Here is a 23735-nt window from a genome sequence, read left to right as displayed (position 1 = left end):
AAGGCTCCTAGTTAGATGTCTGAGAGTCGAGAAGCACTCATCCTGTGAACCTGTCTCGCTTCTGTGGCGTCTGGATATTCCAGGCGCTTTTTGTTAGGGCGTTTTATGTAAATCTTCTCTCGCTATGGCTAGCGGTGGCGCAGGAAGTGAAGACTACTGTAGAGATGAAAGGCAGCACTCCAGGAATCGTTGCGGGCTCCCGGTATATGCAGGTTTGGGTTGAACTTTGGTAGTAAGTCTAAATATTCCAGGGCACTATCACCAAATTTGGCAAAATCATTCCAGCAGGGACCAGTAATCCGCTGGGTGAGTTCTTGCCGCAGTTGGTTCCACTGCATTCGACTGGTGGTCAGCTCTGGTAGGGCTGTGGCAGGGGTGTCAGTGCCACGACGAAATTGGTAGGTGCGATCGCACACTCGCAGCACGCAGCGCCGATGATAGAGATGCAGATCAATCACCTCAGCATAATCCTGGGTAGACTGTTTGCGTCGCAGTCGGCCCCGTGGATCCAAATCTACCACCGACTCATAGACAGGCAGTAAGCCAATCACCTGTTGTTGAACCTCAGTCCAGTCAAAGGTGATCTGCCCCAGTTGCTGGGCGGTATTCTGACAGACAACGGTTGCCCTCGGAGACAGGGCCTGCCAGTAGTTCACGCGGAATACCTGAACCGCTTGAATATCCGTCAGCCGGATAACAAAGGCCGGAGTCTGCTGCTGCTGTAGAGCTTGACTGTAGTACAACATGTCTCCAGCCGAACCGACTCGAAAAATCCGCCACGCTTGATTAGATAGACGCAATCCGGCCGAATAGGCATCTAACTGCATCACCTGGGCCAATCCGGCAATGGCGGCTTGCCGAGCATCTCCTTGACTCGGTTCTAATACCAACAAGGCTGCCTCATGGCTGCCGGGTTGTTGGCGAGCCTGTTCTAGGGCCTGTTGTTGCTTCTCCGCCACAGCCCGTTGCACCCGCTCTAACCCCTGGCGAACTTGAGCTACTAGGCGTGGTTGCTGCGCCCATTGCAATAGCCGCCGGTAGGTGGTTTCTGCCGATGCCCACTGCTGGTTAGCTTCCTGGTAACGCCCGAGCGCTAGCCATTGCCAGGGATCTCGGGATGACTGCTGACGCCATCGACTCAGCAACTGCTGTGCTCGAATCAGGTCTCCCACCTCTAGGGCTGCAACCACCTGCTCAAACATAATCGCGATGACGACTCCATAGACATCACAACAGTCGCAATTGCCGGGAAGGCTCTGGGGGGTCCTCTGCTCCAGGCTCCTCTGCCATACTCCTATCAGTCGTCGGCCTAGGTATGACCTCACCGGCGAGTAAGGCTTGGGCAGCCTCAATCATGTCATCGGCGATCTCTGACAAGTCCTGCTGATGGGCTACATAGGCCTTCAAGGCAGCAATGGGTTCTCGCTGATCGTCAGCCGCCAGCTCTGGCAGTCGAGGGCGAGATAACTGACTGACCAATAGCGGATTTAGGCTGTAACTGTGGGCATGATGTAGGGCCTGCTCGAGGGCATTGGTATCGAGCTGATCGAGTTGGTCTGGCCGCAAGCGCACATTCAATCGCACTATCGCTTGCTCTAAGTCCGCCACCACAATCGCCTCCAGCAAATCCGCTTGGGGATTGTCGCTATCAGACACATCGATCTTCAAGGTCCGAAAAGGGCGCACTGGCAGAGGGCAAAATTGAGCTTGGGCTTGACCCTTCTCAAGGGAAACCAAGACATAACCTTTCTCTTCTTGCTCTTCGCTAAAATCTACCCGTTCGATGCTGCCGGGGTAGAGCATTAAAGGTTGCTGGCTCAGAATTTGATGTTTATGCACATGGCCAAGAGCGATGTAATCAAAGCAAGGGCGCGCTAGCAACCCCATCGGGATGGTGAAGCTACGCCCCGCCGCCAGAAAGCGCTCAGCCCCGTACTGAGCCGTATCAACCATGGCGTGGGCCAGTAATATTGATGGTACCTTGGGATCGAGACGACGCACTTCCCCTTCTAGAGCTACCCGCAGGCGCTCTATGAGCTGCCGATGGACCTCTGCCATGGACAATCCCTCCATTTCCGGGCGGGTTAATAGGGCAGAGCGGGTGAGCCAGGGTAGCGTCACCACCTGCACCGGCCCCTGGTGAGTCTCAATGGCATGGGTGTCTAAGCGATCGCCGACAATAAAGCCGGGCACCCCCAGAGTCCGGTAAATACAGAGACTAGCTCCTCCTTGGCCCTGGGAATGTTGATCGTGGTTGCCCACCAGCAACACCGTCGGAATCTGCGCATCCACTAAGCGCCGAAATTGCTTGGCGAAGGCCTGCTGCACCACCGGCGGCGGGGTCGCATCCGGAAAGGCGTCCCCACTAAACAAGACCAAATCCACCGATTCCTCGACTGCTCGATCAATGCAGCGAGCTAGGGTTTGGGTAAAATCTTCGAGACGTGAATTAAGACCAGTGACTGGATTCACTCGCCCATGGCTAGACCCACTACCCATATGAATGTCGGATAGGTGCAGAAGCGTTATCGCCATGGATGCTCTCCCTATGGTTAGCCAGGAACGTCGGGGCGGTCATGGCCTCAGAATAGCGAACCCCGTCTCTGCTTGGAAAGCTAGCGTCAGAATGTCTCGTCTTCCACCCCTAAGATAGGCCACAGTCGCGGTAGGTCAGCCTTAGTCAGGATTGTCATGCGTCCCCGGGTGACGCCTTGGGCATCAGAGTTTAACTCTAGCCAGTAGGCAAATCGTTCCCCTATCCGCACCTCTCCTTCTACCATCACGGCAGGATTAGCCGTTGCCGACGACTCAACATTAGGATAGCGATACAGGGGTTCTGCGAGCTGGTAGTCGGCGTAGATATCTGGGCCATAAATTGCCCGCAGGGACTCTTCTAGCCGCTCCACATCCACACCATTGGCCAGATCAAATAGATCAAATCGCTCAGTACGAATATGGCTCAGGTCTACCTCTGGCGTTAGGTTGCCGATGGGAAAAACCGAGGCTCGAAACGTAAACCGCCGCGCCGGTGTATCGGTACGATGTACCACTAATGTATCTGGCCGGTTCGGGCGCAGGGTTGGGTTGGCCTGAATCCAGGCTTTCACCACCTCCACTGGTTGGCCTGGCAGAGCTTGAGCGATGCCTGCCCCGCCAAGCCAGAATGACAGAGTCAGCAGTCCCCATTGGCTAAAGTTGCGGAGCATCATAGGCCTTAATATTCGGGAACTGAGGCATCCACTTCACGACTCCAAGCTGTGATCCCCCCTTTGACATTGGTACCAGTGATACCAGCGTCTTTCAGAATCGACAGGGCTTTGGCAGAGCGCCCACCCATCTTGCAATGGGCGATGAGGCGATGCCCGTTGAGCAGTTCTTTGACCCGATGAATCCCCTCACCATTTTCGATATCTGGTAAAGGCACTAAGACCGCACCAGGAATGTTAGCAATTTCATATTCGTTGGGATTACGAACATCGATCAACAAGTAGTCGTCCTGGTTGCTATCCAGCAGTTGCTTTAGTTCCTGCACCGTCATTTCAGCCATGGCAGATTGCTCCTGGGCTTCCTGTTGTTTCGCCTGAGGAATGCCACAGAACTCCTCATAGTCAATCAACGTCTCGATGACTGGGCGTTCAGGGTTAGGACGTAGCTTCAATTCCCGGAAAGTCATATCCAGGGAGTTGTAGAGTAATAGCCGACCACTGAGAGTGGTGCCTTGTCCCACGATGATTTTGACGGTTTCTGTGGCTTGAATCACGCCGATGATGCCCGGCAAAATACCCAGTACGCCCCCCTCGGCACAGGAGGGAACCAAGCCCGGCGGTGGGGGTTCCGGGTAGAGGTCACGGTAGTTAGGTCCACCTTCGTAGTTGAAGACAGTGGCCTGCCCTTCGAAGCGGAAGATAGACCCGTAAACATTCGGCTTGTTTAAGAGGACGCAGGCATCGTTGACTAGATAGCGGGTGGGAAAGTTGTCGGTGCCATCGACCACGACATCATAGGGGGCTATGATATCGAGGGCATTGGCCGAGGAGAGTCGAGTGTCGTATAGATCGACCTGACAGTAGGGGTTGATCTCTAAAATGCGGGCCTGGGCCGATTCAATCTTGGGCTTGCCCACCCAGGAAGTGCCGTGGATAACCTGTCGCTGCAGATTGGAATGGTCGACGACGTCAAAATCAACAATGCCGATGCGGCCGATACCAGCGGCGGCTAGATAGAGCAATAAGGGAGACCCTAGGCCGCCAGTGCCGATACATAAGACGCTGGCGGCCTTTAGTCTTTTCTGCCCGTCGAGACCAATTTCGGGCAGAATGATGTGGCGCGAGTACCGAGTGTAGTCGTCTTTAGTCAGTTGAATCGTATCGAGATTCGGGTTCAGCATGGTAATCCAGAGGGGATGGAGAATTAGGGCTTAGGGTAGGGCCAACTCCATTAACTCAGGCCATAGCCTGGAAGAGTGGCCATAGAATTCGCCATATCCTAAGGGGCGATAGACAGCATTTGCAGGGGGTCAGGTTGAAAGTGATGGGTCTCATCGAGTTGCCAGCTCCGAACATCAACCGCCTGCCCTCGGTGTACTGACACGATTACATAGGAGTAATCTGGCCAGGCCAGGGTGCGATCGCACTCAGACGGAACGGCATCGTGATCAGGATGGGAATGATAGATACCAATGATAGCAAGGTTGCGATCGCGTGCATACCGCTGAATCTGTAACAAGCGCCGTGGATCGATCCAATAGCGCCGAGTCCGGCTTAGGTGCTGCGATTCCCCCTGAGCCCCTGAGGGATTGCCATCGTCTACATCAACATCGGGTCGCCAGTCATTATCAGCCGGGTGTAGCTCCAGCAATTGCCGCTGGCCAGCATCCGGCAACAGTTGTCCCACCAGAATACCGCAGCACTCCTCTGGGTACATGCGTTCACCATGGGATCGCATCTGATGCAGATGGTCAGCCGTCAGCACTAGGGTCATAGGACAAATCCAGGGAGGTAAGTATTCCAGTCAAGAGAGGCCTCTCAAATGCTGGGGCAGACAGCTAGGGCTGCGGCAACAAACCGCATCTCAGGTCAGACCCAGTAGCTTGCCCCAAGGGAAACGGCAGTTCCCAAACTGAGCATGACATAGCCATTCCCCATTCTAAACCCTATTCCAGTTCCGCCTTGCGGGGTCTCTAGGACAAAGTAATCCATCTGGGCCACTGGGTAGAAAGCTAGTAGATAGCGCCCTAGGTCAGAGACTAGTCATTGGGTGGAAGGCTAAGAAGTCGGAGAGTTCGGAATGGTCGGTCACTGTCTGCCAGGAGGTGCTCAGTTATCTTTGCCTTAGACTCATATCAGTGTCACTATGGCCCAGCTGATCTATCACTCGATCTAGGGCCACGGCCCGAGAGGCTTTAAACAGCAGCCGATCTCCCGGCTGGATTATCTCCATTAGTCGTCGGGTCAAGGCCTCGGCTTGATCGAAGCACTCGGCTTGCAAAGGTAGGGCACCGACTGCCATGGCTTCCGCTTCAGCCGGATCGGCCAAAATCAGCAATCGATCGATCCCCAATTGATAGACAGCCTTGCCCACATCGTGGTGTAGGACAAGACTATACTCTCCCAATTCCTTCATGGTACCCAGTACCGCAATGCGTCGCTGACCTGGGGTATCTGCCAATAGCCTTAGAGCAGCTGACATCGATTCGACCCCAGCGTTATAGGTCTCATCCAGAATGACCACATCAGAGGACAAATTTACCCGGCGAGCACGGCCACTGGGAAGTTGTAACGAGATGCCTGCAGTCAAAAATCGCCAATCTAGCTCCAGGGCCTGGAGTACGGCAATAGCGGCCAGATAGTTTAAGGCATTGTGTCGCCCTGGTAGAGGCAGAGGTAATCTTACCCCGTCTACAAACACCTGATCCGGGGACTGAAAGTGGCCCTGCACATCTCCCCCTTCTAGGCCAAAGGTGAGGCTGCGACCTGACCAAACCCTAGCGGCAGTTCGCATCAGTCGAGCGTTGTCATGGTTGAGAATGGCTGTGCCCTCGGGACGGAGCGTAGCCAACAGCTCGCACTTAGCCTCAGCAATGGCTTGCTCTGACCCCAGGCGACCAATATGGGCAGTTCCCACATTAGTAATCACCGCAATATCTGGTTGCGCAATTTGGCTCAAAAGCGCAATTTCGCCAGGACCCCGCATGCCCATCTCTACCACCCCATAGGCGTGGGCACTCGTCAGGTTTAATAGCGTTTTTGGCACCCCAATCTCGTTGTTATGGTTGGCTTCACTCTTGAGAACCGGGCCATAGTGACTGAGAACCGCCGCGAGCAATTCTTTGGTCGTGGTCTTGCCAACAGATCCCGTAATCGCCACTAGGGGCAGTCCTAGCTGTTGTCGCCACCAGCGACCCAGGGCCTGATAGGCCTGAAGCGTATCTGGCACAGATAATAGTGGCCCCGTTACCGCACCATCAATCGGCTTATGGACCATGGCGGCAACCGCCCCTTGGGCCAAGGCTTGGGAGACAAAGTCGTGGCCGTCAAACCGATCTCCCGATAATGCTATGAATAGGGAGCCTTCCGGTAAATCACGGCTGTCTGTCGAAATGTGTGACAGCCAAGTCTCATCTAGATTCCCAGCATCTTCCCTCAGGATGGCGGCAGTGATCTGTAGAATCTGCTCTAGTGTGGCACGAAACCCCATAAGGTTTTTCAAGACAGGACGCTCTCTATTAAACCGTGTCTCGGCCTAGGCTGGCAGAGGAGTCCTGGGGAGGACCGTCTCGCTTGCTACTCGGAGACAACGACACAAGGTTGCATAACCTACCTGAAAGTACCAAATGCTGACCTAGCCAATGATCGGGAGAGGTGATTTACATTTTTAGGGGAGTATTGTGAAATATTAATGGATTTTTAGCTGGGGAAATTCCTGTAACGCTTGAAAACGCTTAGTATGAGTGGCTGCCTAGGGAACAGCCTTAACTGCCACTTGATGGTAATATCTCGATTTTTACCTAATCTTGATGGTTGTATCCTTTGTATCCAGGCTGTTTCAGCATATGTACGTATTAGGCTAGAGATAATCATCAAGCTAATTCGGTGTAAAAACTGACGCTTTTGATCATTGGCTTACTTAATGATCGTAAGTAGGCGGCAGGATACGTACTACACGGAACTAGAGCTGCCATCAGGATGTGATAAATAACTATCAATTCCTCCGACATAACGGGGGGCAAAGGGTGAATACTGACTGTGAACACCTGGACCAGTTATCACAACCGAATTACCACCCCTCAGGAGCAGCATTTGTATGATCATTTGCTCCTCTGCGTGGAGTTGGAACCTCCAGAACACGTTGTCGAGCGTTTTCGAGTGCTCTTCATTGAGGGGGTAGGTTATCCCAATCGCCAAATTGTAGAGGTCTTAGACGATATTCTGGCGGCTAAGGACATCGAGCATTATTTTCGCTACATTCTGAACCGTTGCTGTCATATCCTGATTAACCGTTGGCAGAGCCATCTACAGTTAAAGTCAGCGATTCCCACCCTAATAGATTGTCTAGAGGCTGGGCCTACGGGAGCAATCACAGAACTGTCTAGGGGACGCTCTGTTCGACGACTGCGCCAGTTGGTTGCTGATTTTAGGGCCACTGAGCAATATCTGACATTGCGGCGGTTAGCGCACGTGATCATTGGTCGGGATCAGCGGCGGGAGCTGCTTGGGTCTCGTCCTTTGGGAACCCTGATTGATCGTTACCCCTATCTCTACGAGCATTGTCTCGTCAGTGAAGACAGCACCCCTGAGCACCAACAGACGGTGCGTTCAATTCAGGCGACGGCTCAGCATAAATTCGAGGTTGATCTATCTCATTATCTGACCTATCGCGTGCGACAGGCTCGGCTGCAGCGCCAAGGGGTGAACGATATTGCTGACTGTCTGCGCCCGATTGAGAATCCTACTCTGCTCAATGATCGAGAACTGGTGACCTCATTGCGGTTATTCTCAGAGCACAGGGGAGATGGGAGCAGTTATCGCGATGGGGCCCGCCGCTTTTTAGCTCAAAATTGTCGTTCGGCCTCTTATCAAGACTTTAAACAGGCCCTGCACGGGTACCTGACGGCTGGCATCGATCCCGCCTACGGCAATCGTATGTTTAACCAGTTGCTTGCAGATTATCTGGCTGCGCTATCGCCAGAACATCACGGGCAGCCGCTGAATGACTTTCTGATGGTGCGCACCTGTAGTCAGCTGTTTAATTTTCTAGTAGTGGATTCGGCTCAGAATCCTCAGCATTACTTGTTTGTGGACTTGATTAACAATGTTGGTCCTAGCCTGACTACAGGACTGCTGCTGCGACTGCTACTGATTTGCCGCCGAGTTAAACCCTACCTGGAACGCCGGTTTTCGATTCTGTTTAGTCACTACGAGAGCACAGCCAGAGATACAGTGACTTGGCTGGTGAAGATGTTGGAGAATCTCAACATTGCCCTGAGCCTAAATTTTGGCTGCCTAGATCTCTCCCACCTGACAGCGATCTAGGCAGACGGCAATGGCTGCTAGGGGCTGAGTTAGCCGCCCAGGAAGTCTCACCGGTTCCGTTGACGTTGACGGTCTCCCTGGCAACTGCGATAGTCATCCCATGGATTATTGGGAGGTGATATCGAACTATGGATTTTCTAATCTCGTTTCTATTATCGGCCATCATCACTGCCATCGCGTTGCTGATCATCGCTCGAATCCCCTTCCTCGGGGTAGAGGTGGATACCTTTGGCAAGGCCCTGATGGCAGGGATTGTTTTTGGGGTGCTGAATGGATTGCTGAGTATCTTGGGCTTCTTGAACAATCCACTGCTGGCCCTGTTTACGTTGGGATTGTCTTGGTTGTTGTACTTGATCCTCAATGTGATCGTCTTTGGCCTATCGGCACTGTTAGTGGAAGGCTTCCGTCTACGTAAGGGCATTTGGAGTGCCGTTATGGGGGCAATTGCTCTGAGCATTGTCAATTCTATTCTGTCTTGGATCCTAGGGGCTTTTGGCCTATCGGCAGGCTAGTACCCATCAATTTGATGGTGATAGTTATCACAACGGTGGCATAGATTCTGGGGGTTCTCCCCAATGTTTACCTGGGGAAGCCTTTGCGGGACGATGGAAAGGCTTTTTCCGTTGGGTGCCCGTTATGCTTCGCGTCGGTCTGGTTGATTACTATGCTTTTAAGGCAATCATTCACCAGATTCGTACCGAAGTCTTTGTCTACGAGCAACGGGTGCCGCCAGAACTTGAAATAGATGCCTTTGATCCGTTGGCTACCCATGCTCTGGCTTGGTGGCATGAACACCCCGTGGGGACGGGACGGTTGCTTCCGACTGGTTACATCGGACGGGTGGCGGTGAGTCGCCCGTTGCGGAGGCGGGGTATTGGCAAAGCCATTATGGAAACGTTGATGATGGCGGCCGCTACAGATAACCATCGGCAAATTATAGTGTCGGCCCAGTGCCATGCGATCGCATTTTATCGAAAGCTGGGCTTCCAGGAGGAAGGTCCTATCTACCAGGAAGCCGGCATTCCCCATATCAAGATGGTGAAGCATTTGATTTAGCTGACCTCAGGGCTCCAGGGTATTAGGGTGACTGAGCGCGGCACATAGAGCGGGTGGCGAGGGTGACCGGTTTGGGTGCGTCCCAGGCAGTGCCACTGGGCTCGGTAGGGGGATAGCAGTTGGCAGACGATGCGATCGCGGCCCATAAAACCACCACCGTTGCCCCAGGCCAACCCAATCGTAGTCGCCTCAGCAGCAGCCTCGAGTAAGTAGGCATCGGTGTCTACCCCGATGGGATTCTGGGCCTGTTTTAAGGCTCGCGGGTCAGCCGTGCAGTAAGCAAACAGATTGACGACTACCAGGCCCCCATACCCCCATCTCTGCGCCAAACCGATACACCGCCGCAGGGTGGGATCATCGTCCTTGGCATCGGCTCGACTGGGGTTCAGCATAATCAGCGTTAGCCTGGCATCCATGGGATGCCAGTAGCGTTCCAATCGATAACGATAACGACCACTGGGGTCAAAGACGGCGGTGCGTTGAATTGATTTCTGCAACATTTGTTAACAATCTGCTACTCATAGAGATAGGCATCCGTTACCAATGGTCGCGAAGGGAGTGCACAGATACGTTGAAGATCTTTTTGTCCTTTAGTCCTGCATTGCGGTTTAATCTAGCTGCCCTATTTGTTGCCGGACTCTGTTTCTGGGCCGGATTGGCCGGGCTATTACCGATTCTGCCTCTGTTCATTGAGACCCTAGGGGCCAGTGGCCAGCAAATCGGGATTGTCATGGCCTCCTTCGCGTTAGGGCTTCTGCTGGCTCGGCCACGGCTATCTCGCCTGGCTGATGAGCGAGGCCGCAAGCTAGTGTTGTTGATTGGCATCGGGGCCATTGCCTTGGCTCCCTTGGGCTATCTCAGCATTAAGGTTTTGCCCCATACGGTGCTGTCGCTGCCATGGGGCTCCCAGCAAGTAACTTTAGATGTATCACTCCTGGCGATCATGGCCATACGAGCCTTCCATGGCCTCAGTATTGCTGCCTTTGTAGTAGCCTACAGCGCCTTGATCGTCGATATCTCACCCCCCCAGAATCGAGGAGAATTGATTGGCTACATGAGTCTGGTCAATCCAGTGGGGCTAGCCCTGGGTCCAGCACTGGGGGGCTTTCTGCTAGAAGGCACCGGCTTTGAAGTAGCCTTTCTGGCCATGGGAATCTTGGGCCTGATTGGTCTGCTCTGCTGCCTGGGAGTGAAGGAGACTTACCAACCCCGGCCTCGCTCCCTAGGAAATACTGAGGAGCCCCACCCGTTTTGGCGCCTGCTATGGACACCGCGGGTACGGACGCCAGCCATTATCTTGCTCATGGTGGGCCTGGCCTTCGGCACCCTGACCACGTTTGTCCCGCTATATATGCGAGAGAGCGGCGTTAGCCTCAATGTAGGATTGATCTACACTGCTTCCGCCCTGGCCAGCTTTACCATTCGCATCTTGGTGGGGCGAGCCTCGGATCGCCATGGCCGCGGCCGTTTCATCACCCTCAGTTTGGCCCTCTACACTCTGGCCATGGCGATATTCTGGTGGGCCGATAGTGCTTCCTGGTTTTTACTAGCAGGGTTAGTGCAGGGGATGGCGGCAGGGACCTTGATTCCCATGATCGCGGCTCTAATGGGGGATCGATCTGAATCTGACGAGCGGGGTCGAGTGTTTGGATTGGCCATGGTGGGATTTGATGTGGGGATCGCCCTGGCAGGCCCCACCTTTGGTGGCATTGCAGATGCCATCGGTTATCGCGGTATCTTTGGCCTGGCTGCCCTGATGACTCTGATTGGGCTGGGAGTGTTTGTCACTGCCTCTAGCAAAGATCTGCCCCATTCCCTACGATTTGCCTTGGGGCGTGGCCGCGACGTCTATGCCGTAGATCCCTACGTTGCCGGTAAATAACGGGCGAGGAGGGATTCGAACCCCCGACACCGTGGTCCGTAGCCACGTGCTCTAGTCCACTGAGCTACACGCCCTCAACGGAAACTAATACTAACACACTTATCGATGGCTGCTGAGGAATTTGCCATGACATCTTCTGAATTGACCCATTTGGATGCTCAGGGGAATGCCCATATGGTCGATGTGTCGGCCAAGGCAGCGACGGTACGGGTGGCAACGGCTGCTGGCCATGTGTCAATGGCCCCAAAGACACTGGCCGCCATCGAGGCTGGCAATACTCCCAAGGGCGATGTACTGGGAACCGCTCGCCTGGCTGGCATCATGGCCGCCAAACAGACGGCTAACCTGATTCCTCTGTGCCATCCTCTACCCCTGCAGACCATCGAGGTAACCATCGAAGCTGCCCCGGCCCTACCAGGATATGAGATCCGGGCAACGGTCAAGACCAAGGCCGAAACCGGGGTGGAAATGGAAGCGCTGACGGCGGTATCGGTAGCTGCCCTGACCCTCTACGATATGGCCAAGGCTCTGGAGAAATCCATGACCATTGGCGAGATTCGCCTGCTGCAGAAAACTGGTGGGAAGTCGGGAGAGTGGCGCAGGGGGGAATAAGAGCGGCGGGACAAGTCTCTATGGGCTTACCCTGAGCTTCTTAGGCGAACATCTAACGGGTTAGGAGAGAGAGTGCATTTCCTCAGGCATCCTAAAACCAGAGCAAATCGCTGCTGGTGAGCGGAGTCGAACTGCCTGTGGTGTATGGCTTTCAGCCAGGCCTCGGCCTGAGCTCGGCCGAACGGCTTCGCCAAGCGCGTTTCGCAAGCGACATGAAACGCGACGCGAGTGCTTTGCACTCAGCGGCTCCGCAGTCGAACTACCGCCCTGGACCCTACGGACGGGCTGGTCAATTGGCCGTTCAGGATCGCGTCGCATCGGCAGAGTAGCGAGGGGCTCTTCTACCTGACGAATAAACCAAAGCAGAGACAGGCATAGGCAGGAAAAAGAGTTTTGACTGGAGACTGGTTGAGGCGTGAATTCAATCATTCCCGAGAGAACTCAACACTCAACCCTAAGACCTTAAAACTCTTCTCCCCAACACCCCAACACCCCTTCACTCCTTACCTGTTCCCTGTCTCCTTTACCCACTCACTCGTCTACTCATCCACCCGCCCACTCTGCTGCTACGCACGGGCACAGCCCTACACTCTTCACTCTTCACTTTTCCACTCTTCCACTCCCCCACTCTTCCACTCCCCCACTCTCCCACTCCCCCACGACCTTCTACAATGGATAAACGAACGCCGTCTTGGAAATTCCTATGCCTCCTCGTTGGCCCCGCAAACCTGACCGTCGTGATTCGGCTTACCGCCGTTTGGAAGATCGCATCAATTTCGCTGTCCACGTGGCTCTCTTTGCAGCGGTCAATTCGGGGCTATGGTTTGCCCATCAGCTAAACTCCCTCTGGGTGCCTTGGGTGGCTAAGGTAACTGGGATTTGGGTGGCTGGATTGGCCATCCATGGCATTTATATCTTTGCGATCGCAAATTACTCAAAGCCAAGTGTGCCGGATGATGACGCAACGGCCGATGTGACGACCGAGGCGACGAAGCAGAGAGAAACTTAACATGAGTAGCAATATGAGTAGCTACGACACTGCGGCAACCCTGGAGGCCCTGGCCAGTGAGATCGGCGATGTGGTCTACATTGACGTTGCCCAGTGGCATCTCTATCTCAGGGATGCCAAGGTCAAGGGCACCCGGCTGCATCAAACTCTGGCCAATGCCCTGTACCCCAGCCTGACCGAGGGTAAGATTTCAGCTGATGCGATCGCAGCGGCACTGAAAGACATCTCGGTGCCCCTAGGGGGAGGGCGACAACAGCTGCCCCTAGGGGAGCTAGTCCCCGCCGGCTGCCAGCAGGACCTACTACGGCGTCTAGAAGACTTTCAGCGCGACCTGTAAGAGGTGGCCCTAAAGCACTCGATTCTCCCGAATGCAGGCGCCATACCAGTGGAAACTGGCCTTGGGAAGGCGCTGCTGGGTGGCATAGTCCACATAGGTAATGCCAAAGCGTCGGTCGTAGCCGTAGGACCACTCGAAATTGTCCAACAGGCTCCAGAGAAAGTAACCCTGTAACGGATAGCCCTCCTCTACGGCTCGGTGGGTTGCCTGCAGGTACTGACGCAAGTAGTAAATTCGGTCGAGATCCAGCACTTCCCCGGCTGGGGTGACGGTATCTTGGGCGGCACAGCCATTCTCGCTGATGAAGACCGGCAGATCGGGGCGCTGTAGCGTCTCACTCAGATGGCGCACTCCCCAGTAGAGACTCTCGGGCACCACCTGCAGCCAGGGCATGTGCAGGCGGGGATAGCCGGGAGGATAGGGTAACACCTCATATCCCGTGGGGGTCTCAGCAGCCCGCACATAGACGCCGCTGTAGACATTGAAGCCGATGGCATCGAGGGGCTGATGGATCAGGGCGAGATCCCCCGGTTCGATGGTAGGCGCAGCCTCCCCTAACTGAGCCAGGAGGGCTTCGCTGTATTGCCCGGTCAGCGCTGGCATAATCACGCCGCCATTGCTGCCCAGGGTGGGAAAGGCGGCTTGGGCGGCGGCAATGTGCTCGGGGGTCTCGACCCAGGGGACGGGGACCAAGAAATTATCCACCAGGGCAATGCGGCAGGGCTGTCGGGAGGTGGCTCGAATCGCTTTACAGGCCAAGCCATGGGCCAGTAAGGCATGGTGAGAGGTCTGCCACACCTGCTGAGTGGTTGGCACCTGGGTGCCAGGGGCATGGGGGGGCACCTGGCTCACCCCATAGCCCAGGTGAGTAAAGCAGGGAATTTCATTCACGGTCATCCAGTCATGGATGCGATCGCACAGCCGCTCCACCACCACGGTGACATAGTCGGCAAAATCATAGGCCATCTGACGACTACGCCAAGAGCCATAGCGATCGTCTAAGGCCTGGGGACTGTCCCAATGGAAAAGGGTGGCATGGGGCACAATGCCATGGGCCAACAGGGTATCCACCAAGCGTTCATAGAAATCTAGCCCGGCCTCATTCACCGGCCCGCTGCCCTCCGGGATGACTCGGGGCCAGGCGATGCTGAAACGATAGTGGGTCACGCCCAGATCTGCCATCAGGCGAATGTCATCGCCGTAGCGATGGTAATGATCACAAGCGTCAGCTCCAGTCTGCCCCTGGAATACTCGTCCTGGCTCAGCACTAAAGGTATCCCAAACGCTAGGCCGTCGACCCGCCTCGGCCACCGCTCCCTCAATCTGATAGGCCGCCGTGGCCACTCCCCACTGAAACGTCGGTGGAAACCGATACGCCATCCCACTCCCCCTGGCTGTGCTGTCCATAGACTAATATCGATTATCGATTCGCCCTAATATCGAATCTGCTGGAAGGACGGTGTTGAGTATGGTTTCCCGAACTAAGGCGCTAACTCAGCTGACTAGTGGAGACCGAGGGGGCGGTTAGTTTGAGGCGATGCCATCGGCCAAAATTGCTTTAGCAGCAGCCCCAATCCGCTGCAGATCTTCATCCAAGAGGGGAGGCCATTCCACCCGGCCTGACGCCCTGCTTCATAGAGACGGCGGCTTTCGTAGGCCACCAGGAAGAGGGCATAGGCCAGGTCCCGGCCGAGGGTGGGTTCTCCCTGCAAACCCGAGCGCAACACCTTCAGGGCCAGCAACAGGGACGTGACTTGGCCTGGCACTGGGGGCTGTTGTTGCTGCAGGCAATGGATAAAGGTCGTGGTTTTGTCTGCTGCCGGAGCGATGGTTTGCTGCAGTAAGACCTGCCGGGCCGTTTCAAAGTCCATGACGTTATGGCGTAACGGGTGATGGATAAGTAGGCTCTGAGGGACCCTAGCGACCAGGGGAGAGCCCCCCTTGGTCATTCTCTCTCCAGTTTTAACAGAGACTTTACGATTTTTCGGTAGGCAAGGGGGCCGAAATCTCTTCCAATGGGGGAGGGATTTGTTGGTATGTCATCGGCGATCAGGCCTGGACGATGGCTCGGGTGAGCCTAGGTTGTTATTAACGCTTAACTCTATGACAGATTCGGTTGCTACGGGAGTTCCCTTTGTCGATTTACGACTGCAACATCAGCCGCTGCAATCAGATATCCTGGCCGCGGTGGCAGCCATTTTGGCGCGGGGAGATTTTGTCTTGGGCGGGGCCGTGGCCCAGTTTGAACAGGCCTTTGCCCAGGCTGCTGGGGTGGCCCATGGGGGGGGTAGCCTCGGGCACCGATGCGATCGCATTGGGGCTACGCGCCTGTGGCATCGGCCCCGGCGACGAGGTGTTGCTGCCAGCCAATACCTTTGTGGCGACGCTAATTGGAGTATTGCGGGCAGGAGCCACCCCGGTTCTGGTGGATTGTGATGGTGACACTGCCTTGATCGACTTGGCGGCGGCGGCAGCAGCCATCAGCGCTCGCACTCGGGCGATTGTGCCCGTTCATCTCTACGGTCAGATGGTGGCCCCAGATGCCCTGCAGCGGTTTGCTAGCCAGCACGATCTGCTCATCTTCGAAGATGCCGCCCAAGCCCATCTGGCCCAGCGCCAGGGGTATCGGGCTGGGGCCGTCGGAGTCGCTGCCGCCTTTAGCTTCTACCCCAGTAAAAATTTGGGGGCGTTAGGAGACGGCGGCATGGTCTTGACCAACACCGATGCCATTGCCCAGAAGTTGCGATCGCTGCGTAACTATGGAGCGGCCCATAAGTACTATCACACCGAGGCCACAGGCACCAACAGCCGCCTCGATACCCTGCAGGCGGCTGTATTGGCCCTAAAGCTGCCCCATCTGGAGCAATGGAATCAAGCCCGCAATCAAATGGCCAGCCGCTATGACTATTCTCTGCAACCTTTGGCAGAATATGGCATCCATCCCCTGCGGAATCAGAGTGGCCCGGGCCATGTTTACCACCTCTATGTGGTGCGGGTGACTGCAGCCTGTCCCCTAGACCGTGACACCCTACAGCAGGCTTTGGCTGCCGCCGGCATTCAGACAGGGATCCACTATCCCATTCCCTGTCACCTGCAACCTGCTTTTCAGGACTTGGGCTATGATCTGGGAGACTTTCCCCAAGCCGAGCGACTCAGTCAAGAAATTGTGTCCCTGCCGATGTATCCAGGGCTGAGTGAGACTCAGGTGCAGCAGGTGGTGCACCGGTTGCGTGTCGCCCTAGAAATGGCAGTCAATCTCCCCACTTTGAACTCCCTAGCCCACTAGCACCATGCTGAACCAGCGCTTCATCAATATCGCCGCTAGACGATATCCCCTGGAGCTGACCCTAGTGGTTTCACTGGGGCTCCTCTATGGGCCACTCCTGTGGCATTGGGTAGATGGTTGGCTGCATAAATCGATTAGCATCCAGCACGAGTATTTTAGCCATGGGCTGCTGGGCCTGCCGTTTGCGGCCTACATTGCCTGGGGTCAGCGCGGCCAGTGGCGCCGGTTGCCCGATCGCTGTCATCCCTTAGGGCCGATACTGGTGCTGGGGGCAGCCGCCGGTTACTCGAGTGGCCTATCGGACTGGGTTAATCTATCCCTGCCGCTAATGCTGACAGGCCTCTGTCTGGGGCTAAAGGGACTGGCTGGCTTACGGTTGCAAGCAATGGTGTTGCTGTTAGTGGCCCTGGCCACCCCGACCCAGGCCCCCTACCTGATTGAGCCCTACGCCCTGCCCCTACAGCGGTTTATTGCCTCTGTAGCTGGGTTTTTGCTGGTGCAGGGGGGCATTGATGTGCAAGTCGACCAAATTTATCTGTTGGTCAATGGTCAACAAGTGGAAGTGGCCCCCCACTGTGCCGGCCTCAAGATGTTGTTTACCAGCCTCTATGTGGCCTTGATGCTGATCTACTGGACGGGGCTATGGCGGTCGTGGCTGCAGACCACGCTGTTCCTGGTGGGCACAGGGGGCATTAGTGTAGTCGGCAATATTGTCCGCAATGCCTTACTCAGCTACTTTCACGGCACTGGCCAAACGGGGGCGTTCCACTGGCTCCATGAAAGCTGGGGCGGTGATCTGTATTCGGCCCTGATGCTACTGTCCTTGATTGGGATAGTGCAGCTGATTCAACGATATGTGCCCCCAAGCCTGTCCCTGCAAATGACTGATGAAGACCTGCTATGACAGAGCCTGCCACTGCTTCTGGAGCCCACTCTCCTATGGTTTCCGCCTATTTCCCGGGTCGATTGCTGCGGCGCTGGGGTAAGGGCTTGCTGGTGGTGATATTGGCGGCTCTAGTTGCGATCGCAGCTCTGCCCCACTACCTCAATGGTCAATGGCCCTGGGCCAGCTCTCCTCGCGTTTCAGTCCTAAACGACCTCAAAGCCTTAAGCCAGGGAAGTCTTACCCTCCCGGCATGGTCCACCGTCGAGCATCGCCCCCTATCCATCAACGGTCAAGATTGGGTGCTCTACGAATTGCAACCTGAATCTGCCATTGCCACCACTGAGCAATCCGTTGAGACAGTCCTGGTGCTACTGCGCCCTCAACCCTGGCATACCGACCAACCCTCAGTAGAGTGGGTTGATTTGCAGGGGAGTCAAAACTGGACGGTCGATTCCCGTCGCTCCTTAAGTTTTACGGTGCCACCAAGGTCCTCTGGGCAACCGGTTGCAGCCCAGGTTCAGGCTCGCTTTTCTCGAGGATGGAACAATCAACGTACGTTTGCCGTCCTACAGTGGTATGCCTGGCCTAGGGGTGGGTCGGCTTCACCAGCAGGTTGGTTTTGGGCCGATCAATACACCCAGTGGCAACACCGTCAACGCCTTCCTTGGGTTGCCGTTAGCCTGCTCATTCCCATCAAACCCCTGGGCACTCTGCAGCCCTATGAGTCCCTAGCCCAGGATCTGGGACAGGCTATTCAACAGCAACTCATGGTCGACACCTTCAAGACCTGGCCCAATTAGATGCGTCAAGAGCCGTTACAGGCTATGCTGACTCAGAGTCAGAGGGTGTTTGAGCCGGAAGCCATTGACAACATAATGCTTCCTAAGCGCGGCAAGCCCCATCACTGCAGTGAATTACCCCTGTTGTTGACCATGCGACTAGCCTCCCCTGGCCCGATTACCCTTGGTACCTCCCTGATGCTTCTCTCGAGTGCGCTTGTGGGGGGCTATAGTATTTTCCCTCCCCGAGCTGAAGCCCAAACACCACCAGCGGAGTCTCAAATCCCTGACTCTCTCCCAGAGCCTCCCAGTCAGCCCCTGGAGCAAACTTTTCCTGAGGGGAACCAGCCGCCTCTACTCACCCCCGGAGTCTTAGACCGTGTCCTTGGAGTGGAGGCAGAACCCGATTTTGAGAGCTACCGCCTGGGACCAGGGGATACTTTCTTCGTCAGTGTGCAGCGGTTTCCCGATCTCAGTTTCCAAGCTACCCTCGATATCCAAGGCAATGTCGTCGTTCCCATTGAAGGAGCCGTCTCGTTGGAGGGACTTACCCTAGAGCAGGCGAGGGCCAAAATCTACGGCATCTATGACAAGTATGTTTTCCTGGCTCCCTCAGAGGTTAGCCTGACGCTAACAGCCCAACGAGGGGTAGAAGTCACCATCCTTGGAGAAGTCGTACGTCCTGGATTTTATCCCCTGCAGGCTCCCCAAGTCACAGCAGCTCTCCTCAGTGCCGGCGGGTCTACTACCATGGCCGATCTACGGTCGATTCGGGTCATGCGCCGCCTAGAGGATGGCGAAACCGTAGAAACCGTCGTGGACTTGTTTACTCCTCTCAAAGAAGGAGACCCCCTGCCGGACGTGCGGTTACAGCATGGCGACGTGGTAGTCGTGCCTCGTCTTGATCCAGGTCGCTTGGATGGTTACGATCGCACCCTAGTGGCCCAATCCACCCTAGCCCAGCCGAACATCGATATTCGGGTGCTTAACTATGCTCAGGGAGCGCGGGGTAACCAGGGCGGGCTATTTACCGTGACCCTACCCAATGGCAGTCGCTTTGCCGACATTGTTACCCGGCTGGCGATTAATCCAGACCGTACCAATCTGCGTGAAATCGCCTTGGTCCGGTTTGATCCAGAACAGGGGCAAGCGGTCACCAACCTCTTAGATGCCAAAGCTGCTTTACGGGGAGAAATCTCTCAGAATGTGCCCCTGCAGAATAACGATGTCATCATCGTCGAGCGTAACCTGATCGCTCGTATCACCAATGCTCTGGGCACCTTTACCCAACCCTTTAGGGATGTTCTGGGCTTCCTGCTGTTCTTTGACTCACTGGCAGACTCGGCAGATAACTTGTTCGGACCAGGAGACAATTAGATGGTTTTAGATAAATGGTTTTAGATGAATCAGTATGTATGAACGAGATGTAGATATGACCGAGGCCCTTAGGATTTAGTACCATAACCTCATATTGGGGTAGACATTGCTAGCCCACACTGGCACCGCCCGAGAGCAAGCTTGCGCTCCAAGGGGCCAGTCTTCTGGGCTAGATGCCAGCAGAGGTTAAGATATTGGCTGGCTGAGGAGGTTTTGTAGAGAGGCTGTATTGTCGTGGCACCCCCTATCCTCAAACGGTATTTACTCGCCCTCAACCGTTATAAATGGCCAGGGCTCATTGGTTTTCTGGGCGTCTTTGGGGTTTCAGCAGTGGTGGCTCTGAAGCCACCGCCACCACCGCAATACGAAGCATCGGGTAGCCTGGTGCAAAATGCTCCTTTAGTGGCCTTTACCGCCACCGGCACCGAAGTTCAGCAACGAGGCCAAGGCATCATTACGCCGGAGTTTTTACTGGCGGATGTGCTATTGCAACAAGTCTCCCAAGAGCTGGCCAATCAAGGCATTGAGCTAGATCCTAGAGAGATTCGCAACAATGCCACGGTTGAAGTGGAGGGTGAAGATGGTGAAGCTCAACGGGTAGAAGTCAGCTTTATCTGGGGCGATGCCGAGGTGGCTGAGACAGCCCTCAGTCTGCTGTTTGAGGGCATGGTAGAGCTGAGTCGGGTGACGAACCGAGCCCGATTGCGAGCTATTATCGAAGCCCTAAATGAGCGTCTCCCGGAGATTGAAGCGGAGTTGCGTCGAGCTGAACAGGCCCTAGAGGCCTACGATCGCATCGAAGGACCCGCCATTCAAGCGGCGGTGGACGGTAGTCTACTGGGGGCGATTTCGGGCAGTCAGCAACAGCGCCGACAGAATGTGATTACCCTAGCCGGCATTGAGGCCCAGATGCTGAGCTTGATGCAACGGCTGGGCATGACTCCCGATGAAGCCTACGCCTCCTCTGCCCTGAGTGCTGACCCTATCATTGCCAACCTGCGGACCCAGATCCACCAGACTGAAACCGAACTGCGGCTCCTGTCGGCTACCCTGAAACCTACCCATCCTAGAATTATCGAGCTTAGACAAAATTTACAGGGCTTCACCAATCTCTTGAATCAACGGGCCCAAGAGGTGATCCAAGGAGGTGGGCAGACAGCGGCTTTGCCAGCCAGCAACCAGATCCGCGTCACTAGTAATCTCGATCCAGCCCGGGCTGCCTTGGCGAATCAACTGGTGGCCCTCAGCACCCAACGAGACACGCTGCTGCAGCAACAAGAGGTGCTGCAGCAGTCTGAGGAACAGCTGCGGCAGCAGTATGCCAGCCTGCCTAATAAACAGCTGGAACGACAGCGTTTGGCCCAGCAGGTGGCCTTGAAGCAGGCCCTGTATGACCAAATTCAAGCCAAGCGTATCGATGCCCAAGCTGCTGAGGCCGAAACGGTCAGCAGTCTCTCCATCGCCGAACCCCCCCAAGCTACCCTGCAGGAACAGGAGCTGAATAATCCTATCGCTATTTTGGCCATCGGTGGTCTCTTGGGAGTCGTGGTTGGCGGTGCCATCGTGTTCTTGCTAGATGTGCTGGACAGCACTATTCGCACTGTGGAAGACCTGCAGGGCATTTTACGGGATCGAGAGGTGCCCACGCTGGGGATGATTCCAGCGATCAAGCTGCGCTCTCCCCGCCAGGTTCCGTTCCTGCTGCAGCCCGAGTCATCCTATGGGGAAGCCTATGAGCGCCTGCGCAGCAACCTCAGGCTAGTAAGTGATGAAGCCGGCAGTAGCCCCCGCATGATTCTAATCGCCAGTGCCCAAGATAAAGAAGGCAAGACGGTGACGGCCTTTAATCTGGGAATTGCCTCGGCTCGGGCCGGTCGCCGTACCTTGATTGTGGAGGCTGATCTGAGAAATGCCTCGGCGGCCCATCACTTGGGAATTACCCCAGACTCCCAAGCCAATGTTGAGCCCCTGCGCTACTACAGCGGCCATGTGGGTGAATGCATACGCATGGTGCCCCAAGTGGAAAACCTCTACATTAGCCCATCTCCAGGACCCCAGCAGCACTCGGCGGCCATCATTGAATCTAGTGAGATGCAGCGGTTTCTGAAAGATGCCTATGGACGCTTCGACATGGTGATATTAGACGCCCCTGCCTTAAGCCATAGCAATGACGCCATGCTGCTAGAAGTGCAGACGGATGGCATGGTGCTGGTGACTCGCCCCGGTAAGACGGAGAAGGCGATCTTAAATACAGCGTTAGATCAGCTGGAGGAAACGGAAGACTTCAGCCTGCTTGGGGCTGTGATTAACGATGCTCCGGTGTCGGTGTCGGCGGCAACTAATGTGGAGCCTGTGACTGCCGACACCGTAGCGGAAGATCTCATGGTTGATCGGGACTCGGATGAAGCTCCAGCGGTTTCCCGGGTCGATTTCTAAGCGGTGCTGGCCTTCTGTAGTCAAGGGCAGACGGTGAATCCCTTAGAGCTAATTTGCCAAGAAAATCTTAAAAAGCCTGCAAGGCAAGCGTTGTCAAGACTTTAGAGATCTTGCCTGAGCGTTGGCAATGATTCGGGAAACCTTCCCCTGACGGCTATTTAGGCGTTTTGCAAATCACCTCTTACCTAGAATCTTAGGGTCAGAGCTTCAGTAACTGCTCCCGCTGCAGCTGAGTCTCGCCGTGGTCGGGCACCCATGCCACCCAGGAGCCATCGGCGTTTTCGCACAGGAGTAGGGCTTCCTCGGCACTGTACTCGGAGATGCGATCGCGTAATCGCACCCACTGATTAGCTTGAGGAATGAAGCCATTTACAGGGGCTGTGGCTGTCTGAGATGCCGGCGTAAAAGTACTCATGAAACCATAATTCCGTATCTTCTGATACAGAAATTTTAGAGTGTTTTATATAGACATGCGGCTTTGTCTCAAAAATTAATGGGACAATGGCGCCTTCTCTATCTCGTCAGTGGTCAGCGATCTATGCCTTGGATGAACAGGTCGACCGGGATCTGCGCCGTGCTCGGATGGGGCTCAAATTACTATCAGTGGGGTGACACCAGACGCCAGCCTCCTGCTGCGGCGACCAGATTTACTCTCCAGTAACATCACCGACTGGCAGAACCATCCCAGTTTGGCCTATGGCTTCGGCAGCCAATTCATCGATCCCAGCCCGCTGGGGCAGACCCCCTAGGACTGGCTGAGTTTCCAGCGGCTCGCGACTTCCTGGGCTAAGTCTCGATAGGCCGCCGCCCCCAGGGACCCGGCCAAATGCTCACTCACCGGCATCTGTCGAGCAATGGCCTCGGCAATGGCCACATTCTCAGGGATGGCTGTCTTCAAGAGGGTGTAGTGAGAGCGCTTCACGCCCTCGATCAACTGATCCGCCGCGTCACGGCTGATGCGCAGCCGGGGTTTGTAGCGGGTCCGCAGGATATCAACGGGGAGGCCTTGCCGTTCATCCTTGATCAGCTCTACTGCTTCTGCCAGACCTTTGAGGCTGGCAGGCTCCATCAGGGTGGGCATCAGCAGGCGATCCGCGTTCCAAATAGCCTGTAGGGTCGGCGCCCCTAAGCTAGGGGGACAGTCCATCAGGCAAACATCGAACCCCTTGAGCCGAGCCAGGGCCTGTCCCAGCACATCCTCCTCGGAGGAAATCTGAAACATGCCAATGTCCCCCGGCACCAGATACAGGCCATCCATGCCCGTCAGCAGGGGCTGTCCTCGCCGCTCTAACCAGTCCAGCACGTTGGGAGAACTCTTCTCCATACCAAAGCTGTAGCTCAGGGTACGCTGGCCATCTAGATCGATTAAGACTGTCCTAAACTTGGCGGCCACTAGCTCAGCCCCTAAGTTCTGAGCCGTGGACGATTTACCGGTGCCACCTTTGAGATTCCAGATTGCGACTTTGAGCATGGAGAACCGCCCTAATTGGGGATGGGATTTAAGCCCTAAACCTCTAAAGATGTAATACCTTTTGCAGGGATGG

General features: G+C 55.4%; 23 protein-coding genes, 1 tRNA gene and 1 pseudogene. 13 read left to right on the top strand and 12 right to left on the bottom strand.

The genetic code is table 11. The annotated features are described in order from the left end of the window. Positions 1–128: 128 nt before the first annotated feature. The 6 genes from XM38_RS00880 to XM38_RS00855 all read right to left on the bottom strand — a co-directional run bounded on the left by XM38_RS00880 (position 129) and on the right by XM38_RS00855 (position 6696). Positions 129–1202, bottom strand: coding sequence for a hypothetical protein (locus XM38_RS00880; protein WP_080810886.1), 1074 nt, complete (start codon positions 1200–1202; stop codon positions 129–131). Positions 1203–1227: 25 nt separating this feature from the next. Beyond that, a complete protein-coding gene (gene sbcD, locus XM38_RS00875; RefSeq protein ID WP_088428847.1) occupies positions 1228–2535 on the bottom strand; it encodes an exonuclease subunit SbcD in 1308 nt (435 codons plus the stop codon). 86 nt (positions 2536–2621) lie between these two features. Continuing rightward, positions 2622–3209, bottom strand: coding sequence for a hypothetical protein (locus tag XM38_RS00870; RefSeq protein WP_088428845.1), 588 nt, complete (start codon positions 3207–3209; stop codon positions 2622–2624). Positions 3210–3214: 5 nt separating this feature from the next. Continuing rightward, positions 3215–4387 (bottom strand): molybdopterin-synthase adenylyltransferase MoeB, encoded by a 1173-nt coding sequence (gene moeB, locus XM38_RS00865; protein ID WP_080810891.1) that lies wholly within the window; start codon positions 4385–4387, stop codon positions 3215–3217. A 98-nt stretch (positions 4388–4485) separates the two neighbouring features. Beyond that, the gene (locus XM38_RS00860; RefSeq protein ID WP_080810897.1) at positions 4486–4980 is read right to left on the bottom strand and encodes a M67 family metallopeptidase; all 495 of its coding nucleotides are present in this window, start codon (positions 4978–4980) and stop codon (positions 4486–4488) included. 339 nt (positions 4981–5319) lie between these two features. Beyond that, entirely contained in the window at positions 5320–6696 is a 1377-nt protein-coding gene (locus XM38_RS00855) for a UDP-N-acetylmuramoyl-tripeptide--D-alanyl-D-alanine ligase (RefSeq protein ID WP_088428843.1), read from the bottom strand. A gap of 548 nt (positions 6697–7244) precedes the next feature. On the opposite strand from XM38_RS00855, the gene XM38_RS00850 reads away from it, so the two are divergent. The 3 genes from XM38_RS00850 (at position 7245) to XM38_RS00840 (ending at position 9587) form a co-directional block, all read left to right on the top strand. Beyond that, positions 7245–8531: a hypothetical protein gene (locus tag XM38_RS00850; protein WP_080810901.1), complete on the top strand. Its 1287-nt coding sequence runs from the start codon at positions 7245–7247 to the stop codon at positions 8529–8531. 128 nt (positions 8532–8659) lie between these two features. Further along, positions 8660–9043, top strand: coding sequence for a phage holin family protein (locus tag XM38_RS00845; protein ID WP_080813262.1), 384 nt, complete (start codon positions 8660–8662; stop codon positions 9041–9043). A 124-nt stretch (positions 9044–9167) separates the two neighbouring features. Continuing rightward, positions 9168–9587 (top strand): GNAT family N-acetyltransferase, encoded by a 420-nt coding sequence (locus XM38_RS00840; RefSeq protein WP_080810938.1) that lies wholly within the window; start codon positions 9168–9170, stop codon positions 9585–9587. Here XM38_RS00840 and XM38_RS00835 read toward each other — a convergent pair. Continuing rightward, positions 9584–10087, bottom strand: coding sequence for a DUF1643 domain-containing protein (locus XM38_RS00835; protein ID WP_080810904.1), 504 nt, complete (start codon positions 10085–10087; stop codon positions 9584–9586). The genes XM38_RS00840 and XM38_RS00835 overlap by 4 nt on opposite strands. 71 nt (positions 10088–10158) lie before the next feature. Here XM38_RS00835 and XM38_RS00830 point away from each other — a divergent pair, with 71 nt between their 5' ends. Then, positions 10159–11469, top strand: coding sequence for an MFS transporter (locus XM38_RS00830; protein WP_088428841.1), 1311 nt, complete (start codon positions 10159–10161; stop codon positions 11467–11469). Here XM38_RS00830 and XM38_RS00825 read toward each other — a convergent pair. Then, positions 11470–11543: transfer RNA gene (locus XM38_RS00825), tRNA-Arg, on the bottom strand. A 52-nt stretch (positions 11544–11595) separates the two neighbouring features. Between XM38_RS00825 and moaC the strand changes: the two genes are divergently transcribed. The 3 genes from moaC (at position 11596) to XM38_RS00810 (ending at position 13427) form a co-directional block, all read left to right on the top strand. Beyond that, entirely contained in the window at positions 11596–12081 is a 486-nt protein-coding gene (moaC, locus tag XM38_RS00820) for a cyclic pyranopterin monophosphate synthase MoaC (RefSeq protein ID WP_088428839.1), read from the top strand. 703 nt (positions 12082–12784) lie between these two features. Continuing rightward, the gene (locus XM38_RS00815) at positions 12785–13090 is read left to right on the top strand and encodes a 2TM domain-containing protein (RefSeq protein WP_080810909.1); all 306 of its coding nucleotides are present in this window, start codon (positions 12785–12787) and stop codon (positions 13088–13090) included. 13 nt (positions 13091–13103) lie between these two features. Then, entirely contained in the window at positions 13104–13427 is a 324-nt protein-coding gene (locus tag XM38_RS00810) for a DUF3181 family protein (protein ID WP_080810940.1), read from the top strand. A 9-nt stretch (positions 13428–13436) separates the two neighbouring features. Here the strand turns inward: XM38_RS00810 and XM38_RS00805 are convergent, their stop codons facing one another. Next, positions 13437–14807, bottom strand: coding sequence for a GH1 family beta-glucosidase (locus XM38_RS00805; RefSeq protein WP_088428837.1), 1371 nt, complete (start codon positions 14805–14807; stop codon positions 13437–13439). A gap of 122 nt (positions 14808–14929) precedes the next feature. Next, positions 14930–15298, bottom strand: coding sequence for a Dethiobiotin synthetase (locus XM38_RS00800; RefSeq protein WP_225889134.1), 369 nt, complete (start codon positions 15296–15298; stop codon positions 14930–14932). 232 nt (positions 15299–15530) lie between these two features. Here XM38_RS00800 and XM38_RS00795 point away from each other — a divergent pair. The 5 genes and pseudogenes from XM38_RS00795 to XM38_RS00775 all read left to right on the top strand — a co-directional run bounded on the left by XM38_RS00795 (position 15531) and on the right by XM38_RS00775 (position 22191). Further along, positions 15531–16713: pseudogene (locus XM38_RS00795) on the top strand (DegT/DnrJ/EryC1/StrS family aminotransferase). Between the two features lie 4 nt (positions 16714–16717). After that, positions 16718–17617 (top strand): cyanoexosortase B, encoded by a 900-nt coding sequence (crtB, locus tag XM38_RS00790; RefSeq protein ID WP_080813256.1) that lies wholly within the window; start codon positions 16718–16720, stop codon positions 17615–17617. Between the two features lie 35 nt (positions 17618–17652). Next, positions 17653–18399, top strand: a complete 747-nt coding sequence (locus XM38_RS00785) for a cyanoexosortase B system-associated protein (protein WP_080813254.1) — start codon at positions 17653–17655, stop codon at positions 18397–18399. Then, positions 18400–19755 carry a polysaccharide biosynthesis/export family protein gene (locus XM38_RS00780; RefSeq protein ID WP_225889133.1) on the top strand — a complete coding sequence of 452 codons (1356 nt, stop codon included), beginning with the start codon at positions 18400–18402 and terminating at the stop codon, positions 19753–19755. Between the two features lie 234 nt (positions 19756–19989). Next, positions 19990–22191 (top strand): GumC family protein, encoded by a 2202-nt coding sequence (locus tag XM38_RS00775; protein ID WP_088428833.1) that lies wholly within the window; start codon positions 19990–19992, stop codon positions 22189–22191. Between the two features lie 199 nt (positions 22192–22390). Here the strand turns inward: XM38_RS00775 and XM38_RS00770 are convergent, their stop codons facing one another. Further along, positions 22391–22606 (bottom strand): hypothetical protein, encoded by a 216-nt coding sequence (locus XM38_RS00770; protein WP_080813252.1) that lies wholly within the window; start codon positions 22604–22606, stop codon positions 22391–22393. A 178-nt stretch (positions 22607–22784) separates the two neighbouring features. On the opposite strand from XM38_RS00770, the gene XM38_RS00765 reads away from it, so the two are divergent. Then, complete coding sequence (locus XM38_RS00765) at positions 22785–22940, top strand: transglutaminase family protein (protein ID WP_137454975.1); 156 nt, start codon at positions 22785–22787, stop codon at positions 22938–22940. Here XM38_RS00765 and XM38_RS00760 read toward each other — a convergent pair. Beyond that, positions 22937–23662 (bottom strand): ParA family protein, encoded by a 726-nt coding sequence (locus tag XM38_RS00760; protein WP_080813249.1) that lies wholly within the window; start codon positions 23660–23662, stop codon positions 22937–22939. The genes XM38_RS00765 and XM38_RS00760 overlap by 4 nt on opposite strands. Positions 23663–23735 lie beyond the last annotated feature (73 nt).

It is taken from the genome of Halomicronema hongdechloris C2206 (assembly GCF_002075285.3).
In the GTDB taxonomy this organism is placed as follows: Bacteria; Cyanobacteriota; Cyanobacteriia; order Phormidesmidales; family Phormidesmidaceae; genus Halomicronema_B; species Halomicronema_B hongdechloris.
Note: the sequence above shows the minus strand (reverse complement) of the source record. Positions and strands in the feature narration are given on the sequence as shown.